General features: G+C 48.5%; 20 protein-coding genes. 12 read left to right on the forward strand and 8 right to left on the reverse strand.

All coding sequences use genetic code 11. The annotated features are described in order from the left end of the window. Window positions 1–78: 78 nt before the first annotated feature. Window positions 79–1,008: a porin gene (locus H579_RS0105820; RefSeq protein WP_028299900.1), complete on the reverse strand. Its 930-nt coding sequence runs from the start codon at window positions 1,006–1,008 to the stop codon at window positions 79–81. Between the two features lie 525 nt (window positions 1,009–1,533). Then, on the reverse strand, window positions 1,534–1,833 hold the full coding sequence (locus H579_RS0105825) for a hypothetical protein (protein WP_028299901.1): 300 nt from the start codon (window positions 1,831–1,833) through the stop codon (window positions 1,534–1,536). A 470-nt stretch (window positions 1,834–2,303) separates the two neighbouring features. Between H579_RS0105825 and H579_RS24430 the strand changes: the two genes are divergently transcribed. After that, the gene (locus H579_RS24430; protein ID WP_084623965.1) at window positions 2,304–3,269 is read left to right on the forward strand and encodes a LysR family transcriptional regulator; all 966 of its coding nucleotides are present in this window, start codon (window positions 2,304–2,306) and stop codon (window positions 3,267–3,269) included. A gap of 154 nt (window positions 3,270–3,423) precedes the next feature. Here the strand turns inward: H579_RS24430 and H579_RS0105835 are convergent, their stop codons facing one another. The 5 genes from H579_RS0105835 to H579_RS0105855 form a co-directional block, all read right to left on the reverse strand. Beyond that, a complete protein-coding gene (locus H579_RS0105835) occupies window positions 3,424–6,624 on the reverse strand; it encodes an efflux RND transporter permease subunit (protein ID WP_028299902.1) in 3,201 nt (1,066 codons plus the stop codon). A 3-nt stretch (window positions 6,625–6,627) separates the two neighbouring features. Continuing rightward, window positions 6,628–7,848: an efflux RND transporter periplasmic adaptor subunit gene (locus tag H579_RS24435; protein ID WP_051227354.1), complete on the reverse strand. Its 1,221-nt coding sequence runs from the start codon at window positions 7,846–7,848 to the stop codon at window positions 6,628–6,630. A 347-nt stretch (window positions 7,849–8,195) separates the two neighbouring features. Beyond that, on the reverse strand, window positions 8,196–9,230 hold the full coding sequence (locus tag H579_RS0105845) for an ABC transporter substrate-binding protein (RefSeq protein ID WP_028299903.1): 1,035 nt from the start codon (window positions 9,228–9,230) through the stop codon (window positions 8,196–8,198). Next, a complete protein-coding gene (locus tag H579_RS0105850) occupies window positions 9,230–11,407 on the reverse strand; it encodes an MFS transporter (RefSeq protein ID WP_028299904.1) in 2,178 nt (725 codons plus the stop codon). The genes H579_RS0105845 and H579_RS0105850 overlap by 1 nt, the downstream gene beginning before the upstream one ends. After that, window positions 11,404–12,237 carry a hypothetical protein gene (locus H579_RS0105855; RefSeq protein WP_245583221.1) on the reverse strand — a complete coding sequence of 278 codons (834 nt, stop codon included), beginning with the start codon at window positions 12,235–12,237 and terminating at the stop codon, window positions 11,404–11,406. Before H579_RS0105855 ends, H579_RS0105850 begins: the two co-directional genes overlap by 4 nt. A gap of 329 nt (window positions 12,238–12,566) precedes the next feature. Between H579_RS0105855 and H579_RS0105860 the strand changes: the two genes are divergently transcribed. From H579_RS0105860 to H579_RS0105870, 3 genes are read left to right on the forward strand one after another with little or no spacing between them, the layout of a single operon-like run. Beyond that, window positions 12,567–14,627, forward strand: coding sequence for a type VI secretion system Vgr family protein (locus tag H579_RS0105860; protein WP_028299906.1), 2,061 nt, complete (start codon window positions 12,567–12,569; stop codon window positions 14,625–14,627). Next, a complete protein-coding gene (locus H579_RS0105865; protein ID WP_028299907.1) occupies window positions 14,627–15,193 on the forward strand; it encodes a DUF6931 family protein in 567 nt (188 codons plus the stop codon). Before H579_RS0105860 ends, H579_RS0105865 begins: the two co-directional genes overlap by 1 nt. A 46-nt stretch (window positions 15,194–15,239) precedes the next feature. Beyond that, entirely contained in the window at window positions 15,240–15,539 is a 300-nt protein-coding gene (locus H579_RS0105870; RefSeq protein WP_028299908.1) for a PAAR domain-containing protein, read from the forward strand. Window positions 15,540–15,666: 127 nt separating this feature from the next. Here H579_RS0105870 and H579_RS0105875 read toward each other — a convergent pair whose 3' ends face one another. Continuing rightward, window positions 15,667–16,680 carry a phosphatidylinositol-specific phospholipase C domain-containing protein gene (locus H579_RS0105875; RefSeq protein ID WP_028299909.1) on the reverse strand — a complete coding sequence of 338 codons (1,014 nt, stop codon included), beginning with the start codon at window positions 16,678–16,680 and terminating at the stop codon, window positions 15,667–15,669. A 468-nt stretch (window positions 16,681–17,148) separates the two neighbouring features. On the opposite strand from H579_RS0105875, the gene H579_RS24440 reads away from it, so the two are divergent. From H579_RS24440 to H579_RS0105915, 8 genes are all read left to right on the forward strand, one after another. Continuing rightward, window positions 17,149–18,516 carry a type VI secretion system protein TssA gene (locus H579_RS24440; protein ID WP_036565502.1) on the forward strand — a complete coding sequence of 456 codons (1,368 nt, stop codon included), beginning with the start codon at window positions 17,149–17,151 and terminating at the stop codon, window positions 18,514–18,516. Window positions 18,517–18,563: 47 nt separating this feature from the next. Further along, on the forward strand, window positions 18,564–19,088 hold the full coding sequence (locus H579_RS0105885; RefSeq protein WP_028299910.1) for an Hcp family type VI secretion system effector: 525 nt from the start codon (window positions 18,564–18,566) through the stop codon (window positions 19,086–19,088). A 25-nt stretch (window positions 19,089–19,113) separates the two neighbouring features. After that, window positions 19,114–19,614 carry a type VI secretion system contractile sheath small subunit gene (tssB, locus tag H579_RS0105890; RefSeq protein ID WP_028299911.1) on the forward strand — a complete coding sequence of 167 codons (501 nt, stop codon included), beginning with the start codon at window positions 19,114–19,116 and terminating at the stop codon, window positions 19,612–19,614. Beyond that, window positions 19,614–21,095 carry a type VI secretion system contractile sheath large subunit gene (gene tssC / locus H579_RS0105895; protein ID WP_028299912.1) on the forward strand — a complete coding sequence of 494 codons (1,482 nt, stop codon included), beginning with the start codon at window positions 19,614–19,616 and terminating at the stop codon, window positions 21,093–21,095. The genes tssB and tssC overlap by 1 nt, the downstream gene beginning before the upstream one ends. Before the next feature lie 92 nt (window positions 21,096–21,187). Continuing rightward, window positions 21,188–22,618, forward strand: coding sequence for a type VI secretion system contractile sheath domain-containing protein (locus H579_RS0105900; RefSeq protein WP_028299913.1), 1,431 nt, complete (start codon window positions 21,188–21,190; stop codon window positions 22,616–22,618). Window positions 22,619–22,655: 37 nt separating this feature from the next. Beyond that, the gene (gene tssE / locus H579_RS0105905) at window positions 22,656–23,084 is read left to right on the forward strand and encodes a type VI secretion system baseplate subunit TssE (RefSeq protein WP_028299914.1); all 429 of its coding nucleotides are present in this window, start codon (window positions 22,656–22,658) and stop codon (window positions 23,082–23,084) included. Continuing rightward, window positions 23,077–24,873 carry a type VI secretion system baseplate subunit TssF gene (gene tssF, locus H579_RS0105910; protein ID WP_028299915.1) on the forward strand — a complete coding sequence of 599 codons (1,797 nt, stop codon included), beginning with the start codon at window positions 23,077–23,079 and terminating at the stop codon, window positions 24,871–24,873. The genes tssE and tssF overlap by 8 nt, the downstream gene beginning before the upstream one ends. Next, a complete protein-coding gene (locus tag H579_RS0105915) occupies window positions 24,864–25,817 on the forward strand; it encodes a type VI secretion system baseplate subunit TssG (RefSeq protein ID WP_028299916.1) in 954 nt (317 codons plus the stop codon). The genes tssF and H579_RS0105915 overlap by 10 nt, the downstream gene beginning before the upstream one ends. The last annotated feature ends 6 nt before the right edge of the window (window positions 25,818–25,823 follow it).

The raw sequence follows: 25,823 nt of genomic DNA on the forward strand, positions 1-25,823 counted from the left end.
ATGGTTTGTTTCTCTCAACCCAGGTAGCTATCCATATCTAAAGCAGTACTGCTATCTGGGTCGTTACCGCTCAACAACTTAGAACTTAACACGCATACCAGTCAGGAAGCCTGCATCGACGTTGTCTTCGTCAGTGTCTGCGATTTCAGCAAATACACTCACGTTTTTCTGTGCCGGGAAGTTGTAAGTTACGTTGGCGTACCATTCTGTGACATCGTCACCTGCTTCCGGTTCGATGTTAGTGGCACCAATCGCTACTTTTGTGGACTTGTTCACAGCGACTTTGGCAACGATATTAGCCTGATCGGCTGTGTCTTCGATGGCACTGAAATCTGCACCTACTTCAACCATACCTGCGTCATACATGGCGCTTACACCCCAGGTATCAACGGAATCTGCATTTGGCGTCACCTTCATGGTCTGATAAGCCGCCGCCAGTTGCAGGTTGTTTAGCTCGGTACTGGCAAACAGGTCAAATACTTCACCGTCGGCACTGGACTCGCCATCAGATTCCAGTTCAACAGAGGCAGTCAGATTAACCGCACCAAAGGCTGCATCCAGACGTACCACATCGTTACCGTGAGTGCCCTGACTGTCGAAACCATCTTCAGACAGAGTGTTCTCGTAGGCCGCTTCAACACCAAACTCATCGGAACCGAAGTCACGTTCACCGATAGACAGGGCAACGTTTTCGTAGGCTAAACCCACGTATGCCTCTTCCAGTTTGCTACCGTCTTTTTTGCCTTCTGCATCGTCTTTGAAACCAAAGTCCAGCTGACCAAATGCGGTCAGGCCATTACCCAGGTCATAAGTGATGCTGTTCTTAATCTCCAGATCATCAAATTCAACATCCAGGTTTTGGTCATCGCCTGCGTCCTGACGCAGTTGAATCTGCCAGTCACCCTTCATCTTGTAGGTCAGGCCATCTTTTTCGTAGATCGTGGCCGCATTGGCGGCACCGGCTACGCTGGCTGCTACAATTGCGCTCGCTAAAACTAGCTTCTTCATTTACTTCCTCCTGCTATAAGGACTCTGATCGAACGGTCATAACGCACCTAAAAAAGTACCTCGTTACCCTCCAGCCCAAAGGATGGCGAATACGGTAGTTTTTCAGGGAAACCTTTTTAGGCACTTTGTAAAAAGCTTTTAATTAAAAGATCTGTTTTGTTTAATTAAAATTCGTATTCCGTGAAATTTTTCTGTTCTTTATTAAAACTATTATTAATCAGAAATAATTTTTGATTAATTAGCAGGCAATAGAGTACCGTCAACACTAAATAACTTGAGTGTTAAAAGATTGTTTATTGCCTGGATAAAGCGATACCCCTAAACTGCTAAGCACAACGCTACAAATACACAGATACGTACCTTATGCTTAGATTTTAGTAGCGTGAGAGGCTATATCCTCAGATACTCGCGTCATCATCGCTATGTAATAGATGGTTCTATTGATATGCTTTTATTATTCTTGTCGTAGATATAAACAGAAGTCTATATTCAGCCTTCCAGGATGAACTCAACCTGAGGGTAGGATTACAGCAGCGCTTCCTTAGAATTTTCAGCAGGCTCCAATAGATCAGCAAACAGATTGCCAGAGCTAAAAGTTACTTTTGAATCAGCTAGTTGTGACTCAGAATTATGACTGGATGGATCCAGTGCTGAGAATACAGAAAGGTTAGAAGAAGCCGTTTTAGTCTGGGAAGTCATGATTGCTTCCTGAGAATTGGCTTGAGGTTCCAGGCCCGCAAATACAGCATTAGTGTTGCTGTCAGCCATAACTTGAGTAGACAGCGCGGTAGAAGTAATAACAAGTGCTTTAACAAATTTGTTCATTTTGAGAATCTCTCGGCTTAATGATGTTTGACAAGATGGGGCTATTTTATGCCGAGATATTTTTTTCAGAAGACCCTGATTCGTTATTATAGTGTTAACCAATAGTTAAAGCTGCATAAGGAACTTTTTCTGCACAGTGGAACTTTAAAAATTAAATAAAGTCACCATATTGTTTATATCATTATTTTTCCCTTGTCGCTGCTATAAACAGCAGCTTTGTCATTTTTCTGCCACACTTTATATTGGCATATTGGCATATTGGCTAAGCAGCGAAACATCAGAGTAATGTACACACCTACACAAAAGTGTTTTGATATTTTTTGACCAATGGCTGAAGCATGACGCCATTTACTAAAGAGAAACTTTTGTGTGAGTGCTTATCCTGCTCTCTGGATTTTTGGGTGAGTAGTGAATTTCGATCTGTTTTGCTACCTATTCCTATTTATCCGCTACGAACTTTGGAGCCCCACATGATTCCCAGTCAGCTTCCCGTGTTTATCTCGGTGGTTAACAATGGCAATTTCTCCGCCGCAGCCCGCCAGTTGGGTGTATCCTCGGCTGCGGTGAGTAAGTCGATCTCTCAATTAGAGAAAACGCTCAGTTTGCGCTTGTTCCATCGTACCACCCACTCCTTAACACTGACTGAAGATGGTCAGGATCTGCTACGCCGTACAGAGCCCTTGTTAAAAGAACTGGAAGATCAGATTCGTCTAAGCACGGATAAGCAGTTATCAGCCCATGGTAAGCTTAAGGTTAATCTGCCTGATAGTTTTGGTCGTCAGGTGGTGATGCCGTTACTACCGGGTTTTATGGAGAAATACCCGGATATTGAGTTCGAGCTGAACTTTGATGACGCAGTGAGCGATCTGGTTAAGGAAGGTGCCGATGTGGGTATCGGCGCCAAAATTAATGAGGATAGCCGTCTGATCGCCCGTCGTTACTATAATGTACAGCCGATTACGGTGGCGACGCGAGGTTATCTGGATAAACACGGTTGGCCGGAAACCCCGGAAGACTTAGCTCAACACAACTGTATCGGCTATCGCTCCTCTAATACCGGACGTGTTATGCCTTGGTCCTTTATGCGTGATGGTATTGAGCATCACTTTGAGCCGCGGGGTAATCTGGTGGTCAATAACTTCTCTGCTGCGATGAAAGCCGTTGAGATGGATATGGGAATCGCGACGGTCGGGGCGTGGTATGCCAAGGAATGCTTAAAAGAGGGTTGCCTGCAACGTCTGTTACCAGGCTATGCGCCAGACCCGGTGACTATCTGGATCTATTATTCGTCCCGTAGTTATCTGCCGGCAAAAACCCGTCTGTTTATCGATTATATGTTGGAAAACTCCATCGATGAGCAAGCGATGATCCTGGCGTGTGAGCAGGCTGAGTCCGCTCGCCAGACTGCGCTATTCAATCAGCACGTGGCCAGTTAATGCTTGCCTTTTTGATCATCTAAGCGTCTTGCTGTGGGCAGGAGCATAGCCTGTAAAGCAACCGCTGAAACGCAGACAAAAAAATAAGCCAGTGGATTAACTCACTGGCTTATTTGTTTTTGCATGATAGATTCAAACAGGTCTGGTTTTAGCTTTAACCTGCAGCCACCGTCTTTTCTTTTATATCCTCTAATTCCCCGGTATGGTCTTTGTTTTGAGCTTTTTTCTCACGTTCAAAACGTGTTACTGCCATATAGAAGACCGGCGTAAACAGCAGGCCAAAAAAGGTCACGCCCAGCATGCCGGAGAATACCGCAATGCCCATCGCCTGACGCATCTCTGCACCGGCACCGGTCGCCAGTACCAGAGGCACGACACCTGCCGTAAAGGCAATCGACGTCATCAGAATCGGACGTAAACGCAGACGACAGGCTTCCAGAATCGCATCCAGACGGCTTTGACCACTGAAGCGACGATCCCTGGCAAACTCCACCATCAGAATAGCGTTTTTACAAGCCAGTGCCACCAGTACGATCAGAGCAATCCGGGTAAAGATATTGTTATCTCCCTGCATCAGCCAGACCCCGGCCAGGGCTGATAGAATGGTCATCGGAATAATCAGCACGATGGCCAGTGGCAAGGTCAGACTCTCATACTGAGCCGCCAGCACCATAAACACCAGAAGTACCACCAGCGGGAAGATATAGATCATGGTATTACCCGCCAGGATCTGCTGATAGGTCACTTCAGTCCACTCAAAGGCCATACCATCCTGTAGTGTCTTGTTCAGGATCTTTTCAATCGCTGCCTGTGCCTGATCGGAACTGTAACCCGGTGCCGGACTACCATTCAGTTCAGCGCTTGGGTAGCCGTTATAGTGCATCACACGATCAGGCCCGATGGTCGGCTCTACGGTCAGTACTGCACCTAAAGGCACCATATCACCTGCCGCATTACGGACTTTCAGACGCAGAATCTGTTCCGGGTCCAAACGGTAATCTGCTTCAGCCTGAGCATTCACCTGATAGGTACGACCAAACAGATTAAAGTCATTCACATACAGTGAACCCAGATAGATCTGCAGGGCATCAAACACTTCCGATAGTGGCACACCTTGCAACAGCGCCTGCTCACGGTCGATATTGATATCCATCTGCGGTACCTGGATACGGAAGCTGGAGTAAATACCCATTAACACCGGATCTTTACGGGCTTCAGCCATTACCGCTTGCAGGTTATTAAACAGGGCATCAAAACCTTGATTGGTTCTATCTTCAATCTGCAGCTTAAAGCCACCGGTAGTACCCAGACCCAGAATCGGTGGTGGTGGGAAGACCGCCACAAAGGCTTCATCAATGGCGGCAAACTGAGCATTCAAACGACCCGCAATGGCACCGGCTGATAGCGACGGATCTTTACGCTCCGTGAAATCATCCAGGGTGACAAACACAATGCCGCTGTTAGAGCTGTTGGTAAAACCGTTCACCGACAAACCTGGGAAAGATACGGTTTGTTTAACACCTGGCGCTTCAAGTGCAATCTGTTCCATCTCACGCACCACTGCTTCGGTACGATCCAGACTGGCGGCATCCGGCAATTGAGCAATGGCGACCAGATACTGTTTATCCTGTAGTGGGATAAAACCACCGGGCACTTCATCAAACAGCTTAATCGTACCGCCGACCAGACCGATATAAACGACACCCACCACGATGCCCAGGCGAATCAGACGACGTACGCCTTTTTCATACAGGTCACCGCTGCGATCAAACACCTTGTTAAACGGTTTAAACAACCAGGCACCAAACAGCAGATTCATCAGACGGGTCAGCCAATCCGGCTTAGCATCATGGCCTTTCAGCAACAGCGCCGACAGCGCGGGTGACAGGGTTAACGAGTTAAACGCCGAAATCAGTGTGGAAATGGTAATGGTCAAGGCAAACTGTTTATAGAACTGACCACTCAAACCCTGAATAAAGGCCGTTGGGATAAATACCGCACACAGCACCAGGGCAATAGCGATAATCGGACCAGTCACTTCTGTCATCGCCTGTTTAGTGGCTTCCACCGGGCTCAGGCCCAGGCCGATATTACGTTCAACGTTCTCCACCACCACGATGGCGTCATCCACCACAATCCCGATAGCCAGCACCAGACCAAACAGCGATAGCGTATTGATGGATACGCCTAACCACTGCATCACGGCAAAGGTACCAATCAGAGATACCGGCACTGCAATTAACGGGATAATGGATGCACGCCAGGTCTGTAGGAACAAAATTACGACGATCACCACCAGCAGAATCGCTTCCAGCAGGGTATCAATCACCGCATCAATGGAACCACGAACAAATACCGTCGGGTCATAGGCGATCTTATATTCCACACCTTGCGGAAAACGCTCTGCCAGCTGATCCATGGTCTGACGCACCTGATTAGACAGCTCAATGGCATTCGACCCCGGACGCTGAAAGATAGGAATCGCAACGGCTGTCTGACCATTCAGCAGCGCGCGCAGTGAGTAGGAGTCTTCACCCAGCTCAACTCGCGCCACATCTTTCAGGCGGGTAATGGCACCTGATGGATCAACCTGTACGACAACTTGTTCAAACTCTTCCGGGCTTTGCAGTCGTCCCTTCACATTCAACAGCACCTGGAACTGTTTATCATTAGTGACAGGTTGAGCACCTAAGGTACCGGCTGCCACCTGACGGTTCTGTTCCCGTACCGCTTGCACAACATCACCCGGTGTCAGATTACGGGCCGCCAGTTCATCCGGTTGCAGCCACAGGCGCATGGAGTATTTACCGCCACCAAACAGCTGTACATCACCGACACCTGGCAAACGCGCCAGCTGATCTTTGATATTCAGATCGGCGTAGTTGGACAGATAACTGATCTCACGCTCACCGGTCGGAGAATACAGGTGTACCACCATGGTCAGGTTAGGTGAGGCTTTTTCGGCTACCACACCTAAGCGCTGTACCTCCTGAGGCAAACGCGGCAATGCCGAATTCACCCGGTTCTGCACCTGGACCTGAGCACGATCAAGATCCGTACCCAGCGCAAAGGTTGCTGTCAGGGTCATACGGCCATCGGTGGTGGCCTGAGAAAACATATACAGCATGTTTTCCACCCCGTTCAGCTCCTGCTCCAGTGGCGAGGCCACGGTTTCAGCAATCACTTTTGGGTTGGCACCAGGGTAATTGGCGGTCACCACCACGGTGGGTGGTACTACTTCCGGGTATTCACTGACCGGGAGCTGGAACAGAGACACCGCCCCGCCCAGCAGAATCAACAGTGACAGCACCGCCGCGAAAATAGGGCGCTGAATAAAGAAATGACTGAACTTCATGGCTTAACCTGCCTTCGCCAGCATCTGAGTATTTTTGGCTCGATCAGACTCTGACAACTTCTGTTCAGAGGCTTCTGGCATCAGTTTCATCTGACTCAGGTCACGACGATCAATTTCCACTTCACGGGGTTGAATCGGCATACCCGGACCAACACGGGCCGGGCCATTGACCGCAATACGCTCACCCTTGGCCAAACCTTGCTCAATCACACGTAGCTCACCGATACGCACACCGGCAGAGACTTTGCGATAGGTCAGGGTGTTGTTGGCATCAACGGTCAGCACAAACTGGTTTTCCAGATCGGTGCCTATAGCGCGATCCGGCACCACGACACTTAAACGCGCATGATCAGCCGCCATGCGTACACGGGCAAAAGCTCCCGGACGCAGCGCCGGTTGAGTCGCCTCAAAGGTCGCACGCACACGCAGGGTGCCTGTCCCCGGGTTCACGCGGTTATCGATAAAGTCCAGTTGACCCTGATAAGGGAAACCCTGATCACCACTCAGTTGCAGTGCGGCCATCAGACCAGATTGTGCGTCTACCTGCTGAAACTGACGATTCCAGGTCCGCTCATCCACATCAAAGTAAGCATGCAGTTGGTCGGTGGATACCAGAGTGGTCAGTACACTGCTACCGGCCTGCACGTTATTACCTGTGGTGATATAGGCATTAGAAACACGCCCTGAAATCGGCGCACGAATCTCGGTAAACTCCAGATTCAGCTCAGCAGCCTGTAATGCAGCAGACACAGAAGCCAGCTCGGCATGACGCTGACTGACCAGGAAGCCACGGGCTTCTGCCTGTTCATCCGACATCGCATTACGGGATTGCAGGCTTTTAGCCCGCTTCGCTTCGGTCTGCGCCTGACGTAGCGCAGCCGTCGCCCGGACACGCTCTGCTTTCAGACGCTCGACTTCGGCCTGAAAAGGGCGCGGATCAATGCGTACCAGCAGGTCGCCTTTTTTGACGTAACTGCCTTCCGTGAATTCCACAGAATCAATCACACCACTGATTCGTGGACGTAATTCAACCTGTTCAGGGGATTCAAGACGGGTCGTAAAGGTATGCCACTCAGTCACTTCAGTGTGCAGTACCGTTGCGACATCGACAGGTTGTAACGGACGTGCCTGTGCTGGGGCTTTGTCCTGGGAATCGGCTTCAGCGATACAGCCACTCAGGCTAACCACTGCAAGTGTCACGGCCAAATAGGAACGCCATGCCATAATCTGCCTCCGGAAAATAGGGTTTCAATGTGCGATTGAGAAAAGAGTAAGGGACATATTCTGGCAACACTGGTGACAGCTGCTGTCAGTAGAGTTGCCAGAACGAGTCTGTCAGATGGCGCAACTTTCGCAGAAAGCCCTTTAAACCTGTAGCAGGCAGAAGGTTTAATCGGTTTTAACTGTTGGTTTCATCAATGGTGATACGGTGGTAAACCAGAGCATTTATTGTTTGAGCGGACGTGATGAGCGTGGGTGCTGAGTAAGAGGTAGGGAAAGCTGGCAGCGGCAGAGCTCAACCTTGTGGATGGGGGCAAAGTAGATTGCCATGCACAAGGTTGAGCCAGTGTTCAACGTTCCTTATTGACCAGTTCTGAGAAACGGAGCAGCTGAATAGGAGGGTAAAGCTCCAGCTGTCGGGCAACGGCCATATTGATAAAAACAGAGTAACGGCTCATTGACGGGATACTCAGATTTCCTGGTACCTGCTGGTTAAACAATACCTTTTTGGCTTGGCTTCCCGCCAGGCGGCCAACATTGTAGTAATGGTTCGCGATGGATAACAGCGCATTGGACTTAGTCACCATCACCTCATAGGCACTGGCTACAGGCAGGCCATGATCATTAGCTGCGCTCGTAAACTCATCCCTGATTTGGCGGTTATAGGAGCTGGACCCCACATAGACAACCTCTGCTCCCTCATCTGCCAGCTCGCGCATCAGCTGCGAAACCTGGCCGGGAAGAGGCTTGCCTTTATCATCCAGGCGATAAGTCTTTTTAACCAGTTCAAAATCCATCTCCGGGGCCAGTTGCTCCAGCTTTTGGGTATTCAGCACAGAGTTCAGCTCTGCGGTGCTGTAGATCACCCCTATTTTTTTGGCATCCAGGTAATCTTTAATCGCCCTGATCTGGACCTCTTCCGGTACCCGGTTTCTGACCCCTGTGACATATTCACGTCCGCTACGCTCATAGGATTCAACGATACCTGCACCGACCGGGTCAGCAACTACCATAAAAAGTGCTGGAATATTACCCAAATAGCGTTCAGGGTTATTGCCATTGAGCGGGCCAATCATCTCTTTTGAGACCGATGTGCCCCAGGTAACCACCAGATCCGGTTTCAGGCTTTTGGCTTCCTGCAGAAAAGCAGAAATGCGGTTTTTGTCCTTGGCTGCATCACGAACAGTCACCTTGATAGGAAGGTTTTGCTCAGTCAGATACTGTTTGAAGCCCTGGCAGGCTTCTTCGCAGCCCCGCCAAACCACCATGAATACTTTTGCAGGATTCTGCTCAGAAAAGCTTTTTTCCTGAGCCGCTGCGGTGGAAAACCAGACAATTGGCAGTAGGCAAAGCAGCTGAATACTGGCTTTAATCAGGGCTCGCATTATGATGTTGCCTCCTGTTTTTTAGCGCTTAAATGCATAAAGACTCCCATCACAATACCTGTAATCACGATGCCGGTGCCGACAATAGCCATCGCTTCGGCAAAGCTGTAAACCACCAGCAGGCTGGCAACCATGACAGGACCTAAAACACTACCAATGCGCTCTGAGGTTCTTAACAGGCCCAACGCTGTAGTGCGGCCAACTTCAGGGGTTGCTTCTGCGGCTTCCATCGCTGCGGCAATCAGTGGTGCTTTCAAAATAGAGTGTGCTACACCCATCAAGGCAACGGCCAGAAGCATGCGTGCGACAGAATCTTCTCCATAAAGAGAGATCAGGATAATACCGGAAAGAATCGTACCCAGTACCACCAGCTGCTTCATCTGACCGCTGTAGTCTGCAAAGCGGGAAGCCAGAGGGCTCAGTGGGATAATCACCAGTGAGTAGACCATCATAATACGGCCGATTTCAGACTGACTGGCATCCAGAGACACCAGGTACAGCGGCACCATGTAGTAGAGAAAACCGGTCAGGATAATCTTGGCTGGGATTGCACAGAACAGCACGATAAAAGCAAACTGAGTATTGCGGAACAGCGCCATAGCACCGCCGCTGGCACCCGCTTTCTTGTCACTTTTTTTGCTGTCTTTATCAATATCAGAAGACAGCATCATCCAGGCCAATACACCGGCAAACGCCGCAAGGAAAGCAGATAGCAGGAAGACCGGTTGATAACCGATACGATCCGCGATGATTCCACCCAGTGCCGTACCACACATGGTGGCTGTCATGAGCACACCAACAAAGATCGCCATACCTTTGGCGCGATTATCGGAGGAGACAATGGCGGCGATATAGCCCTGACAGCTGATGGTGATAATGGCATAACCCAGGGCGGTGACACCACGCCAGAAAATAATGTCATACACATTCGATGCAAAAGCACAGCCCAGATAGCCAGCCAAAGCCGGAATCAGTCCCCAGAAGAACAGACGTTTATTACCCCAGCGATCCACCCAACTACCAGCGAAAGGTGTCGCAGCGGCGATCACAAACATAAACACCGAAATGGGCAGTCCCATAACGATATCTTTGCTGAACCAAGGATTTGGTTCATAAAACTCCGCCACAAAAAGCGGCATAAAGGACTTCTGCAGTTCCTCAGCGAAGGCAAAGACAAATAATGGAATCCGGGCATCCATAATACTGCCATGCTGCTCTTTCAGCACATTCATCAGGCTGAAACGTTCAGCAAGCTTACGCAGCCTGGTTCTGACCGGGCTTGAAGATGTTTTATCGGTAGGTGTGATCTCCTCCGGTGAAGAGATTACACGACCCTGACCTTCGCTAATCTGGTCCAGGGTATTGCGAAAACGTTGCTGGAGTTGCTGGGAGTCTTGATTCAGGCTACGAATATAACGGCCGATGGAGCCGGAGCCGTGCAGGTTCTGATTAACCGAAAAGTCGCCTGAGGCCTGACGTTTTAGCAGGGCTTCTGATTTTTGTACCGGCCCGGAGACGTAGAACATCACCACCACCATAACCACTTCAAACGAGACTAGGAGCACGGCAACCAGCACGATCGCGATATCGAAAAAAACATCAGTGAGCTGGGTGCGGATAAAACCAGTATCCAGGCCAACATGAACTGCACCGTAACGTTGGCCATTGTGCTCAAGAGGTAGCCAGATATTTTCTGCGGCTACACCACTTTTGTCTCCCAGAGGCAGTAGTTGGACCAATTCCATACTGCCCTGTAGCAGCCGGGTAAGGAAGTTAGCCTGCAACATATCCTGTGATGCCAGGTCTTGTTGTCCTGACATAGTACTCTGGAAGGATGCGTCAGATATCGTCCCACCTTGATAGACAATATCACCCTGTGCAGTGGTGATGGCCAGGTAAGTCAGTTCTGGATATTTCGCGACTGTATCTGACAGATAAGTATCCATGCCTTTGATCTTGTGAAAAGGCACGCCAACATCCACTGCCAGCGTTGTATCCTCCCGCACAACCTCGGCAACCGCGCTGGCTTTTTGTATCAGTAGCGGTTTCAGGGCGATATTAAACTCAGTCAGGGTATAGATGGCACTGATGACAGATGCGAGAATTGTGCTGACCAGCGTCAGAACCAGCAGACGCCGGTTAATAAATCCAGTGAGTCCATCGGCATGATCAGTCATGATACGCGCTTACCTTCTGACGAGTTAGGAGTGGCAGAGATCTTATCCAGTTCGGATTCCACCTGATGTTTCATTTCATTACTGCGGGAGATCTGATGGGCAAACTCATAAGCCATAGAGCCCGGTTTGAGCGAGGCAGGCATCTCCTTGTTGCCTTTGGCTGAGAGTTGCTGATTGATCAGCTTAAATACGCTGTTTACTTCACCAAAACCAAAGCGAACCGCGATGAAAATCAGCAGTGCAAAGACCGCAAAAATCATCAGAGTCATCTCAAGCAGGTGTAGCTTTACCTGAGCAACCGTGCTGCCATAAGACGCTTTGTTATAGGCGATGACAATGCTACCGATCAGTTGCTGGGTGCTGTCAAACAGCTGTTGCCCGCTATAGAGCGTGATCTCTTTTTCCAGCGTCCAGGAGGTCTCTTTACCTTTCAGTGCTTTTCTGAGCACCGCTTCGCTATCGTTATAATCCAGCCAGCGCTGATCAGTGGAGAAAAGTACATCGCCATTTTGATTGATGACAAGAATGCTCTTCACCTGAGGATCTCTGGATTTACTGCGTTGGAGCAGCTCTGGCAGGTTATCCATCTCTTTTAAAGGCAGCCCCAGTTGTTCAGCCTTAATGATGGAGCGCTCCAGTGACGAAGACATCACCTGTAACTGAGATGACACAACCCCGGAAATCAGGTTGTTGAACTTCATGTAGTTCATCAGGTACAGCAGACCCAGAACGCTGGCAAGGATGATCCAGATCGTCATCACCAGTTTTAAATGTACTTCGATAAAGGCTCTCATCTCATTCCCGGTAATTTCCAGAATTAAAAACGCCATAATGGCGAATTATAGGTTAATAATATTATTTTCTTTATTTCATTCAGTTACATTTGCACTCACAGCACTTTCTGTTTCATTGAATACAGAATACATAGAATAAAAAGATATAATATCAGTTTGTTGCCTGAGTTCTGGTATCGCCGTCTCGTTTTGAGATAAAGTTCCCGAACTCCTGATGGCTTTGATGCAGAATTTAACGTAACTTATAAATTCCCCTGCACTCTTTTTCTGACTTATCAGGCTGTTTTCTGAAAATTTCATGCGTCAGTTACTGGCAGGAGTGAAATAATATAATTCATCTGCGATGCATCTGAAAGGTACCCTTCATGTCGTCTGCAAGAGATTCAAAAAGCAGCTGCCTGGTGGCATCTTGCAATGGAAAAGAATATGTACTGACGCGCCTGAACTATCAGGAAAAGCTGTCGGGTCCCTGTACGATTGAAGCGGATGTGCTGTGTGAAAGCATGGTCGCAGCAGACTGGTTGGGTGAAACAGTCCAGTGTGAGCCGAAGGATGCGGTAGGTGACAGTGCCAGTACGCTCAGAACATTCTCAGGTGTAGTGACAGGAGTCGAGACTCTGGCCACAGCAGAACACGATAACTATTACCAATATCGCCTGCATCTGGAACCCTGGTTATTCCTGTTGCGTTATAGCCGAAACAGCCGGGTTTTTCAGAGCAAAAGTGGCAAGGATATCGTGTCGGAGATCTTTGATGATCTGGGCTTTAAAGGCTCTTACAGCATAGACTCCATGCCCTCAGATAAGCGTGAATATTGTTTACAATTGGATGAAAATGACCTGGATTTTGTACGCAGAATTCTAGCGGAGGAAGGCGTACATATTTACTCTGGCAGCGATAAAAACGCTGGAAAAATGTTATTGCATGATGCGGCTAAGCCTTTCAGTAAAACCGGCTGTGTTTCACTGGATGATGAGCGTACACCAAGCGGAGAATATCCTGTTATCGACCGCTGGTTACCAGGGCATCACTACCATGCGGGTAAGCTGACACTGTCTGGCTATGATTATGGTCAGAGCAAAATGGTTACTGGTACGAAAAAGCCAGGACAGACTGTGTCGGGGCATAGCAAGCTGGAAGATGCCAGGTATTATGAAACAGGCATTACCGGAACTTTCAGTGATTTGAAGTCTGCTGTGTTGGCCAGCCGTTTAGCCCAGATAGAATCTGAATACTGGCATATTAATGGTAGTACAGATAGTTATGAATTATTCATAGGGGGGCTTATTAAGCTGGAAAATCATCCGGATGATAGCCAGAAAGGGGAGTATCTGATTACGTCACTGAACTATGAGTTTACTGTGAATAGTCAGAATGCATTTGAACAGGTTTGCCGGTTCAGCTGTGTTCCTTCCAGTCATAAATATTACCCTGAGTTTATTGAAAAGCCTCGGGTGCATAGTATGCTGAGTGCGGCAGTGTCCGGAGATGGTTCAGATCCGGCATCTGATAAAGAGGGGCGTATTCGTATCAAATTTCACTGGGATAAAACGACCGGTGATAAGACCAGTTGTTGGGTACGTGTGGCTCAGTCTATGGCGGGCAATGGCTATGGCGTACAGTTTATTCCCCGTGAAGGACAGGAGGTGCTGGTCAGTTTTCTGAATGGGGATCCTGATCAGCCTGTTGTCACCGGTAGTCTGTATAACAGTAAGCATACTCCGCCCTATCCTGCCGCTAAAACCACTCTGTCAGGCATTAAAACCCAGCTATCCGGAAAATCGAATGAGCTGAGGTTTGATGACAATAAAGATAAAGAGCAACTTTATCTGCATGCGGCTAAAGACATGCTGACCGAAGTGGAAAACAATCAGGAAACAAAAATTCTGGCTGAAAGAAAGGTGCAGGTGACTAAAGATTCATCTCATAGTACAGATGAGAATCTGACCGTCAGTGCAAAGAAAAATATCAGCAGTTCGGCGGAAGAAAATTACGCCCGTAAGGCCGGCAAAGATGTATCGGATGATGCCGGTGATAATTACAGCCTGAAAACCGGAAAAGAGATTAGCCTGAGTGCTGGCAGTGACTATAGTCTGAATGCAGATGGTGATGCCAGCGTTAAAGCCAGCAATATCTATTTAAAGGCGGATTCTAAAATAGAGCTGAGTGTTGGCAGCAGTAAAATCACTATGAGCGGCTCGAAGATAGAGATTAAATCGACCAATATTGAGATTAATGGCAGTGCTAAAGTAGATATCAAATCATCGGGTGCGGTGAATGTGAAATCCACTGGAAATCTGAAATTATCCGGGTTGAATGCTGAGCTGGCAGGCAGTGTCAGCGCTAAGGTATCAGGTGGTGCGACAGCTGAATTGTCGGCCAGTGGGCAAGCAGCCGTCAAAGGCGCGATAGTGATGATTAACTGATGATATATAAAAAAATCCCCTATACCGATAGTCAGATACTGTTACAGCAGTTTGAACTGTCAGAGCCGGAACTTAAGAAGACACTGGCTCTTCTGTCGCCCCATGAAGTGATTGAATATTTAACGGATCAGAAGTTATATATTGATCTGATTAATTATCTCTCTCATGGTCTGCCTGTCAGGGAGGGTATCTGGTGGGCCTGTCTTGCGATGGATCTTCGCCTTGATACCTGGGGGGCAGAAGAACAGAAGGCATTGGCAGAGTGTAAGCGCTGGGTCACAGAGCCGGATGAGCATAAGCGCAGAACGGCAGAATACTTTGCTGAAAAACTGGAGAATACCAGTGCGGTGCGCTGGCTGGCTCAGTCGGTCTTCTGGAGTGGTCAGGGCAGTATTGCACCGCCAGGTGAACCTGTCACTCTGCCGCCTGATTTTCTTCACGCAAAAGCGTCGTCCGGAGCTATTAATACTGCAGCTGTGATCCCGGAATGGGATGGCTATGAAGAATATTATCAACAGGTTATCTCATCCGGGCTGGATCTGGCACGAGGCGGCTCCGGCCAGTAAATATGATCGCTTATGAGTATAAGTATCCCGAATAGGAGTATTGAATATGCCCCCTGCTGCCAGATTAACAGATATGCACACCTGCCCAATGCAGACACCTGCTGTTCCTCCTGTTCCTCATGTGGGCGGTCCTGTGGTGGGGCCTGGAGTTCCTAATGTTCTGATTGGCAAAATGCCGGCTGCAGTGCTGGGAGATAACTGTATTTGTGTCGGGCCTCCTGATGTGATTGTCAAAGGAAGCTCAACGGTTATGATCAATAAAAGGCCTGCGGCTCGAATGGGGGATACAACAGCTCATGGTGGTAGTATTGTTATCGGTTGTCCGACAGTAATGATTGGGGGGTGAGTTGCAACTTGCCTGCCTGAAGATCGTGAGACTTCTGATAACAGGCAGAATAGGTGAGTGTCTCATCAGATTTTTCCTGTATTTGCGGTTAGAAGCCGATTTATACAGGAAAAATCATGAACCGGTATTAGTCCTCAACGATATCCAGAATCTGTCGGCGATTCAATCTTCGGCTGGCGGTGAAAACGTTTGAACGGTAGACATTCCGGCATTTAAAGTTATCGACGAAGTCCATTAAGACAATGTTTACACTGTCATACATCTCATTGTTCAATAAATTATTGAACAGGCCTTTGACATTATCTCTGGAGCCGACACCTGACTGAGTGGAAGACTGGATATTTTTGAGATAAGTCTGAGTCTGGTACCAGCTATATAAACGATCACTCTGTAGTTCGTATTTTTTCAGTTTCTTTTGTTGTGTACTCACAGATTTTCCGGCCCATGGGCTACCGGAGAAACTTCCGGATACTCCCAGTCCATTAGTGCAGGCATCATTCTTTTTATAGTGATGAAGTCCACTGGTCTGATTGTGTCCTGTGAAGTCTTTATCGAAGATAGCGATAGCTTTTCCCCGTACATCCCCGACGCGAATGCGAGCCAGATTGCCTGTGCCCTGATAAAGCAGGTTGTTATCTCCGAGGATTTCACTGACCAGGTTCATAACGGCGTGAGGTACTTCTTTACTTTTGGTGAATCGGAGAATGCAGAACTCTGTATTACGCTGCTGAAGAAAATTCTTGACTTCATTGAGCTGGCTATCGAGATCGGCACCTTTTGTGCCAGTCTTCTTATCACCGTGATAGAACCTTATGCGTCCCCGGTCAACATCCTCACCGTTGGTGATATTTTCAATGGAGTTTTTTTTCTTAATCTGAACGGATCGTGAAACAGGTGTTGATTGGCCAATTCTATTCCTTTCCCTTACTAACCGTGCTCTTAGGTCAAAGAAGCGAGATCCCGCATTTAACTGCCCTCCTAGCCCTGTATGCTGGCAGATTGCCGCGCCTTTCCAGCCCAGGATACCAGCATTGGCTGTATCACCTGAGAAAATACCAGCGTCATGGCTGCCTGGCATGATGATGTCTGTGAGCAGTGCATCATCACTCAGATATTTTCCCATCCAGTTATATCCGGGCATATAAGTACTCCTGTAAATACTGATGTTATTTTGTGGCGTGGTTAATGCCGGGCGACTACTTTTATAGAGCTTCAGCCTGTTGGAACTGCATATCATTTGTTTAATGTGAGCTTAAGACAGAAATAATGTTGTGACAACATTTGTTTACAGATGCTAGTGGAAATAGGAACTACATCACAAATGTTATATTGGTTTTTTGGGTGGTCTGTATTTATCTTGTTGATATTAATAGATTTTTTTGTTTTTTGTGAACTGGTTCAATATCTTTTTACGGATAAATTCGTTGCTTTTTCTTTTAACAAAAAATAACCTTTCAAGTAATTCAGCATATAGCAGGTTAATAATTCATACCGACTGACTATTTATAAGCATTCGTTTAATTATTGATTGTCATAAAAAATTGAATTGTTTTTTGTTCCAGACTGTAGTCAGGATATAAGATCCGTATTGTTTAATGAGGCAAAATAAATGCAGCATTTATTAGACCCGATCAATGATGATATGCCATGTGGCGATTATCTGAAAAATAATCGCTCGGCATACCGGGGGCTAAGAAATAGCTATAACAAAGCCTTATCCGCATTCAGAACCATGATGGAGTCTCCGGATTCCATGCAAAATGATGAGTTGACCGAAACTAACAGAGTCTGCTGGGTTGAACTCTCTGCTCTTTGTGAAAAGAATCTTGCCTCGGTATCTAAGGATGTTGAAGTCTTTTGCTGGTTTATTACTGCTCAGATTTTTTCAGATAAACCTCTGGAAAATCTGAGAGATAGCCTTGAAACACTCAGAAAAGTAATAGAGCAGTACTGGGAGTATCTGAACCCCAGGCCTCCTGTTGAGAAATTGAAATCAGATGATACGGCCGGTCAGCAGAAAGAGTGGGCGGAAATCAGAGTGAAACCTCTGATTCAGTTGATTGGCGAGTCAGAGGGTAGTGGCCTTCTGTATATGCCTCTGCAAAATATAATCCTTGCGGGGCAAACAACATATAACCAGTACTGTGTCGCAGAAATATCCGGAAAAGCACATGAGCTGAAAAGTCAGCTTGTAGCTTATTTACCTGATGAACGTGCAGAAATTTGTGCAAGAATTGAGTTGCTCATCGGGATTCAGCAGTCCATAGAAATGCTGGATCTTCTGGTTAATGAGCGATGCCACGAAGCCGGGGCTTCTGGTATCAGCTTCCTGTTTCTGAAACATACCTTTGCAGCACTGACTAACGCCTTCCAATTCCTGTTTGCTGAAGAGATTACGCCATGGCCAGGTCAGCCTGTGCCTGAAGAGGAGGATGGTATTCTGTCGGAAGTGAACGGTCCGGTTCAGGATGCGTCTGGTATTGAAAGTGCTTTGGTTAATAATGATGTCGTTACTTCTCCTCCTTTGAATACGGAGGTACTGCAAAGCGCTTCGGATGCGATATCGCCCGTCTTTGCCGCTAACGAGCACATTGGTAACAGAGACCAGGCTTTTAATGAGTTAAGAAAAATAGCAGATTTTTTTCAGCGTACGGAACCCCATAGTCCGGTATATATGTTGCTTGAGAGAGCGATTCGCTGGGGATACATGTCTTTGCCTGAACTATTACAGGAAATGGTGGGAGAAAACCAGCCTGTAATGGATAGGATTAGTCAGCTGGCGGGGCTGGAAAATACAGAAAAAACAGCAATTCCTGACGTAAGTGCTGTGGCTGCTACACCAATGGCCAGAGAGCAGGATGCGCAGAAACCGCCTCAGCTACAGAAGGCCGTTGAGACGATAACTGATGATACGCAAGAACCACCTTCTTCCGGTAGCCCGGAAAAAAGTTCAGGTGTATCGGACTTCGAGTGGTAACGCACTCACCTGTACAGACAATAAATTAGCGAAAGAAAGGAACTATCATGGCTTCAATGTATATGCGTATTGACGGCATCAATGATATTAAAGGTGCTGCAACAATTGGCGAAATCGGCGGAAAAAAAGGCTTCTTTGCAATTAACTTTATGGACTGGGGCGCTGCCCGTGGCGTAAGTGTTGATGTTGGTAATGCGAATAATGCCGATAAGGGTATGGTTGCATTAGGCGAGATTAATATTGCTCGTGAATCCGATGGCGCATCTCCGCAGCTGACAACGTTCCTTTTTTCTCCGGGAGCGGAAGGTAAAACGGTTGAGATTCTGCTGACGAAACCTTCCCGTGAAGGCAGTGGTGCAGATCCCTACATGGTTATGACACTGGAAAAGGCTCGTATGGCGCACTACAGTGTGTCATGCAATGATGGTGGCCTGCCGGGTGAAACATTTTCTATGACTTACACCACGTTAGCCATCACCTATTATCAGGAAGCTGATGGCGGCAAAATTGAGAAAGGCGATACCGTTAAGTATGACGTGACTACCGCTAAGCTTGAGTCTAAAGCCAAATAAGCCTAATTAAACCGGGAGATTGAACGTGGCCTTGAATTCACAACATAAAAGGGTCAGCAAAAACCGTGTCAGCATCACCTATGATGTTGAAACCAACGGGGCTGTTGAAACGAAAGAGCTTCCATTTGTTGTGGGAGTGATTGGTGACTTTTCTGCTCATAACGAGAACAGGGAAGATCTGGAAGACCGCACTTTCTATCAGGTGGATAAAGACAATTTTGACACCGTGATGAAGCGCGTAGGTCCAGAGCTGAAAATGAAAGTAAACAACGCTCTGTCTGATGATGACAGTCAGTTTGAGGCCGCACTTAAGTTCAACTCCATGAAGGATTTTGAGCCTGACGCTATTATCGGCCAGGTTGATGCCCTGCAGAAGCTGGCGGATACCCGCTCTCAATTAAAGTCCCTGTTGGCTAAAGCGGATCGTTCCCGTGATCTGGAAAAACTGTTGAAAGAAGTACTGCAAAGTGCAGATACCATCAATGCGTTATCTTCAGAGCTGGGTATTGATAAGGGAGAAGCATAATGAGTGGTGCAGAGTTAGAAAATGGCGTACAGGCCGCCACCGAAGAAGGTTCCCTGAGTTTTCTGGATCGTGCGATTGCTGCGACAACCCAAACTCCGGCTGATACAACCAAGGAGCTGTTTTCTGTTCTGGCGGAGCAGGCTCTGGATGGCACCGTGGTTTGGGACAAGAACGTCACAACAACCATCGAAAAAGCCATTGCTGAGATCGACAAGCAGATGTCCCGTCAGTTGTCTGAAATTATGCAGCAGGATGAGTTTCAGCGTCTGGAGGGTTCCTGGCGCGGTCTGAATAAGCTGGTTAAAGAGAGCGAGCTGGGCCCAAGTCTGAAAATCAAACTGGTTGATTTCCAGAAAGAGGAGCTGCTGGACCAGTTTGAAGATGCGCCAGCTATTGATCGTAGCCCGCTGTTTGATGCGTTGTACCAGAAAGAGTTTGGTACAGCGGGTGGGCAGCCTTATGGCCTGTTACTGGGCGACTATACCTTCTCCCATAAGGATGAAGATGTCGCTCTGATGCGCTATATGGGTGAAGTGGCTGCAGCCAGCCATGCGCCTTTTATTGCCGCGGCAAATCCGGAAATGTTCGAATACAACACCTTTGAAACCTTTGATGAGGGTAAGCCGGTTGCAGCGGGTTTCGATTCTCCAACGTATGCAGCCTGGAATGCCTTCCGTGACAGTGATGATGCCCGTTATGTGACGCTGACGCTGCCGCAAACCATGGCGCGTCTGCCTTACGGTGCAAAGGGTCTGGGTACCAACGCTTTTAACTATGAAGAGTTAGCCACGGATGCCGATGGTAACCCTTGTCCAAAAGATAATAGTCAGCTGGTCTGGTCTAATGCGGCGTATGAGCTGGGTCTGAAAATGACTCAGGCGTACACAGCCTATGGCTGGTGTACCGCCATTCGCGGTCTGGACAATGGCGGTAAGGTTGAGAATCTGCCTAATCTGACATATCTGTCTGAGGCTGGCGATATTCAGCAGCAGTGTCCGGTTGAAGTGAATCTGACCGATGAGCGTGAAAAAGAGCTGAGTGATCTGGGCTTCCTGCCTTTGGTGCACTATAAAAACACCAACTATGGCGTATTTATCGGTGGTCAGACGACACAGCGTCCTAAGACCTATACTGATCCAGATGCCACCAGTAATGCGGCTATCTCGGCGCGCCTGCCTTATATCATGGCCAGTAGCCGTATCGCCCATTACCTGAAAGTGATGGGGCGTGACAAGCTGGGCTCCAACCTGGAAGCGCCGGATATTCAGCGTGAACTCCAGTCCTGGATCGATCAGTACACCAATTCCGGTGCCATGGGTAATGCTGAGCGTTCGAAAACACCTTTGTGCGAATCCCGCATTGAAGTTGTGGAGCAACCGGGCCGTCCGGGTGCTTACTCTGCTGTGGCTCACCTGCGTCCATGGTTACAGCTGGAAGAGCTGACGACTTCAGTACGTATGGTAACCAAGATCCCAGGCTAATCTCTTAACCCTCCCTGGATTAAGGTAAGCAAAGGCAAGCGTCCACTTTTGTCCGTGGATGCTTGCCTGATGACTCTCAGGACGCTCCAACGATGTTTGATCAGGACTGGCAACAGCAATTTAATGAACTGGACGCGGCTGACAGCGACTATTTGCTTCAGGCGCTTGAACTGATCAGACAGTTAAACCCCGATATTCTGGCCGACCCGCAGCAGCTTAAGCGCTTTCTGGTGCGTATGATCGCGCAGCTGGATCAGGCGTTGTCCCGCCAGTTATCCCATATCATGCATGCTGATGATTTTCAGGCTCTGGAAGCCCGCTGGCGTAACCTGCACGAACTGGCCTGTCTTCCCGTCAGCTTTCAGCGTATTCGTATCCGTATGATAGATATCAGCTGGCAGGAGATCTCCTACGACCTGAATACGGCGAATACGACCCGAAGTTCTGTGCTTTATAACACCATCGGCAATCGTGAACTGAATACTCTCGGGGGAGAGCCTTACAATATCATTGTTGTCGATCATGCGGTTCATATGGAGATGGATTTTGATGATGATTACGATGATCTCTATACACTGGAACTATTAGGGCAGTTGGGTGAGGCCGTTTTATGTCCTTTTATTCTGTCAGTATCCGATAGCTTTTTTGGTGAGAACAGTGCGGACTGGCTATCGGATACTCATCGAATAGAAAAAATCCTGCAAGGCCCGGACTATCAAGGCTGGCAGCGCCTGCGGCAGGTTAAATCAACACGCTTTCTGGGTCTGGCAATGCCGGATATTCAGTTGCGCAAACCGTATCAGAATTACCCGGTGCGCTTTATTTTTAATGAGATGGATGAAGGTTTCTCGGGTGATTTACGTCCGGCGGTGAGCCGAAATACCGGGCTTTGGGGCAGTGCGGCCTTTGCCTTTGCCAGCACGGTAATGCGCGAGTTTAACCGTATCAGTTGGTTTGGTTTTATTAAATCCCGTTGGCAGGATCGCTATCAGGGGGCTTTGATCAATTTGCCTGAGTCCGGCGCTTATCGCTCGGTGTATCAGCAACCTCAAAGCTTTATCCGCCTGTTTGGTCATCTGGCCAGCTTTTACTCCAATCAGGGTTTTATCCCTTTATCCCATAGTCCGCTAACCAATAAATACTTTTTTGCCGGTAATCACTCCATCTGGCATGCGGGGGATTCGGATCTGGATAAGGTCAGCAGCCAGATACAGACGACATTGATGAGCTGCCGTATTGCCCATTATCTGAAGGTGCAGATCAGGGAGATGCTGGGCAGTTATCAAACTGCTCAGGAGTGTGAGATTCACCTGAGCCGCTGGCTGGATCAGTATTGCAGTAATGTGGCCGATGCAGATGAGAAGGTGCTGGCCAAGTATCCGCTGAGTAAGGGACGGGTAATGGTTAAAGAGCTGCCCGGTGAAAAGGATCGTTTTAGTTGTGAGGTGCTGATCAAACCTCAATATCAGTTTGATCATTTCTGTGGCGAGATGCTGCTTTCAACCGACCTGTTGGCCAGCTAATAAGCGGATAATCCGCAAGTAATCATAAGGTAATCGGATGTCTTTCTGGAACGCATTTCTAAACAAAGAGCAGGGCACTGAACGCAGCGACGAACTGGTGCGCTCTGTGGAATATCAGTTGTGTGCTCTGTTTGGTTCTGAAGCACCACTGATGCCGGTTTCCCATCGCTTTAAACAGGTGCGGCAGTCGAATTTCTGCTATGGCCTGGAAAGTATTCAGTCGATCAGCAGCCAGATGGATAAAGATGAGTTTACCCGCTATGTGCGTAAGCTGGTGCAGGCATTTGAGCCTCGGCTGAGCCAGGTTTCCGTTGAGGTGTTTGAGCGTGACGAAACCCGTAACCGCATTAATTTCTCCCTGACCGCACAGCTGAATACTCATCAGGGCATCCGTATTGTGGAATTTGACAGTAATATCAGCCTGGCAGACCAGGGTGCAGAGATAGAGGGGCAGGATATTGTCTGATCAATTGATGCGCTACTACGAGCGCGAGCTGGCTTATATCCGTAAAGCATTATCAGGTTTTGCTCAGCGTTTCCCGGAGCAGGCCGAACAGCTGCAGCTGAATAAGAACAGCGTCGAAGATCCCAGTATCACACGTTTGCTGGATGGTATGGCTCTGCTGACGGCTCGCACGGAGCTGCGTCTGGATGAGCAGTTGCCGGATATCCTGCAGGATCTGTTGAACCTGTTATACCCGGGTTATTGTCAGATCGCACCCAGCTATTGCCCCATTCAGCTGGAAGAAGATCCTGAACAGCTGAGCGAGACCGTGATCTTACCTGCAGGCAGCCAGTTGGCTCTGCCACTGCCCGAGACACAACAGTCAGAGTCCCGGCAGGCCCTGTTTACCACCTGTGATGATCTGGTGATCTATCCATTTCGCATTCAGGATGTCAGGGCTGAAATCGCGCCTTTTAATCATGAACCTCCGCCCGGTGTGAAAAATGCGGAAGGAGTGATTGAGATTGAACTGAGTTGCTGTGATCCGGCAGGCCTGTTTAACCAGCTGGACGTCGAGCATCTGGATTTTTATGTGCGCGGTTTTGAGCGCAATGCTGCCAGTTTGATCGAACTGTTGCTGAAAGAAGTGCAGTACATCTCTGTGGGTGATCAGTCCGGTCAGCACTATCGGATAGTAGACACAGATCAGTTAGGTAGCCGGATTGCTGACCCTGATCTACAGTTTTTACCGGCTTATCTGCAGCAGTTCACCGGCTATGATCTGTTGAGGGATTACTTTATCTATCCTGATAAAGCGGCATATTTTCGTTTGAGTCGTTTCGGTCAGGCGTTAAAGGGGCTGGCTCATAATACTCTGGTCTTGCGTTTTTATGTCCGTTATCTGCCCGCTGAGTTTCTGCGGATGTTTGATACCCGGGTCTTTAGCCTGAATACCGTTCCGGCGCTGAACCTGTTCCGTCAGCAGGGTGAACCCCTGAATTATGATTTCAGTCAGCTGACCATGCCTGTGGTGGCCGATATCGGTAATAACAGCGTAACAGAAGTGGTGAGTATTCAGGAGATCCGGGAAGTACTACCAGACAGCGAGCGCCGCGTTGTGCCTCTGTATGAAGCCCGTTATCAGGCCAGTAAAAACCCTTTGCAATGGCAGGGGCGTCAGCATTGGGATCAAAATGGTCAACGTCATATGGAGCTGTCTCTGAGTAGCCCCTATTACCTGCCGGACCAGGACAGTGTAGTGCTGGCAATGGATCTGATGTGCTGTAATGGCCGCAGTCCCTGTCTGGTTGCAGAAGGCACTGAGGTTGAGAGCCTGGAAAGCATCGACCTGCCTGGTGAGATGAAAGTGGTTTCAACGCCATCATCACCCCGCTACCCCGCTCTGGATAACAGCCTGTACTGGCGTTTTATCGCCTTGCTGAATAATAACTTTGCGTCTTTGTTGCAAACCCATGATCCGGTTGCGGCTTTAAAGGATGTATTGACTCTGTGCAGTCAAAGTCAGTTGTGTCAGGCCGCCGAAGCGATCAGAGAGGTCAGTTATCAGCAGGAAGTGAGTACCATGAATATCTGTGGCCAGAACACCTTTGCCAGTGGCACCCGGGTTAGGGTCACGGTGGATACTGATGCTCTGGATGGTAGTTTTGCGGTGTTAAGTCAGGTGCTGAACAGCTTTTTCCAGCAGTTCTGCAGCTTTGACCGTTTTATTCAGGTGAATGTCAGTCAGTTTGGTAATGATGCCAATCAGTATGACTTTCCGGCGGTACATGGTAGCCAGTTATGCTTCTAAAAGCTCAGTTGGCGCAAGCTCCGCAGACATTTGATTTTATTCAGGTCGTTCGCTTGTTAAGAGGGATGAAGCTTAGTCAGAATATTTTCTTCTGGGCGGAGCCTATGCCAGCGGGGTATGCCAGAGAGATCACTGCCGTTGAGCAGGTAGGCTCTGTATCTCGCTACCGACTGGGGCTGGAAGCCTTATCTGGTGTTAAGGGGGTGCTGCCCGCTTATTTTCATGAGGAACTGCTGTCCAGTCTGCACGATGAAGACCGTGCGCTGGATGAATTCCTGAACATCTTTAACCATCGTTATTTTCAGTTATTGCACCAGGCGATAGAGAAAGGACATCTGCAGTTACGGGAGGAGCAGGAGAGCCAGAGTGGCCGTCTGACTCGTTTGGCTCAGCGCAGAATCCTGGCCTGCCTGTCTGATACCGATACGTTGGCAACCCGCTCCGAACAGAGCTATCTGCCTTACACGCTGCAGCTGGGGATGAAGGTGCGTAGCCTGACCGGTTTGCGTCGCTTACTGACAGGATATTTTGAATTGCTGATTCATGTCGAAGCCGCACCGCAAAGTATTTATCGCTTACCTGCCGGATCGGCCACCCGGCTGGGGCAGCAGTTGGGACAGAATCAGAAACTGGGCCAGGGCTCCGTGCTGGGGCGGACTGCAACCTTATGCTGGCAATGCATTGAGATACGGGTCGAACCCAGAAATCAGCAGGAATACTTCCGTTTGCAGAGCGATGAACACTTTTCCTCCCGACTGAGGGATCTGGCTCATATCTATCTGAGAGAGTACACCGATCTGCGCCTGTACCTTTTTGTCAGGCGCGAGTTTATCGACCAACCGCGTTTGTCAGCTGATCGGCGACTGGCGGTTCGTTTAGGGGAAGGCAACTGTCTGGCTCCTGAGCGTTATCCTGAACAATATAAAAAAATTCTCCTTCAATAAGGACTC

This window comes from Oceanospirillum beijerinckii DSM 7166 (assembly GCF_000422425.1).
Classification (GTDB): Bacteria; Pseudomonadota; Gammaproteobacteria; order Pseudomonadales; family Halomonadaceae; genus Oceanospirillum; species Oceanospirillum beijerinckii.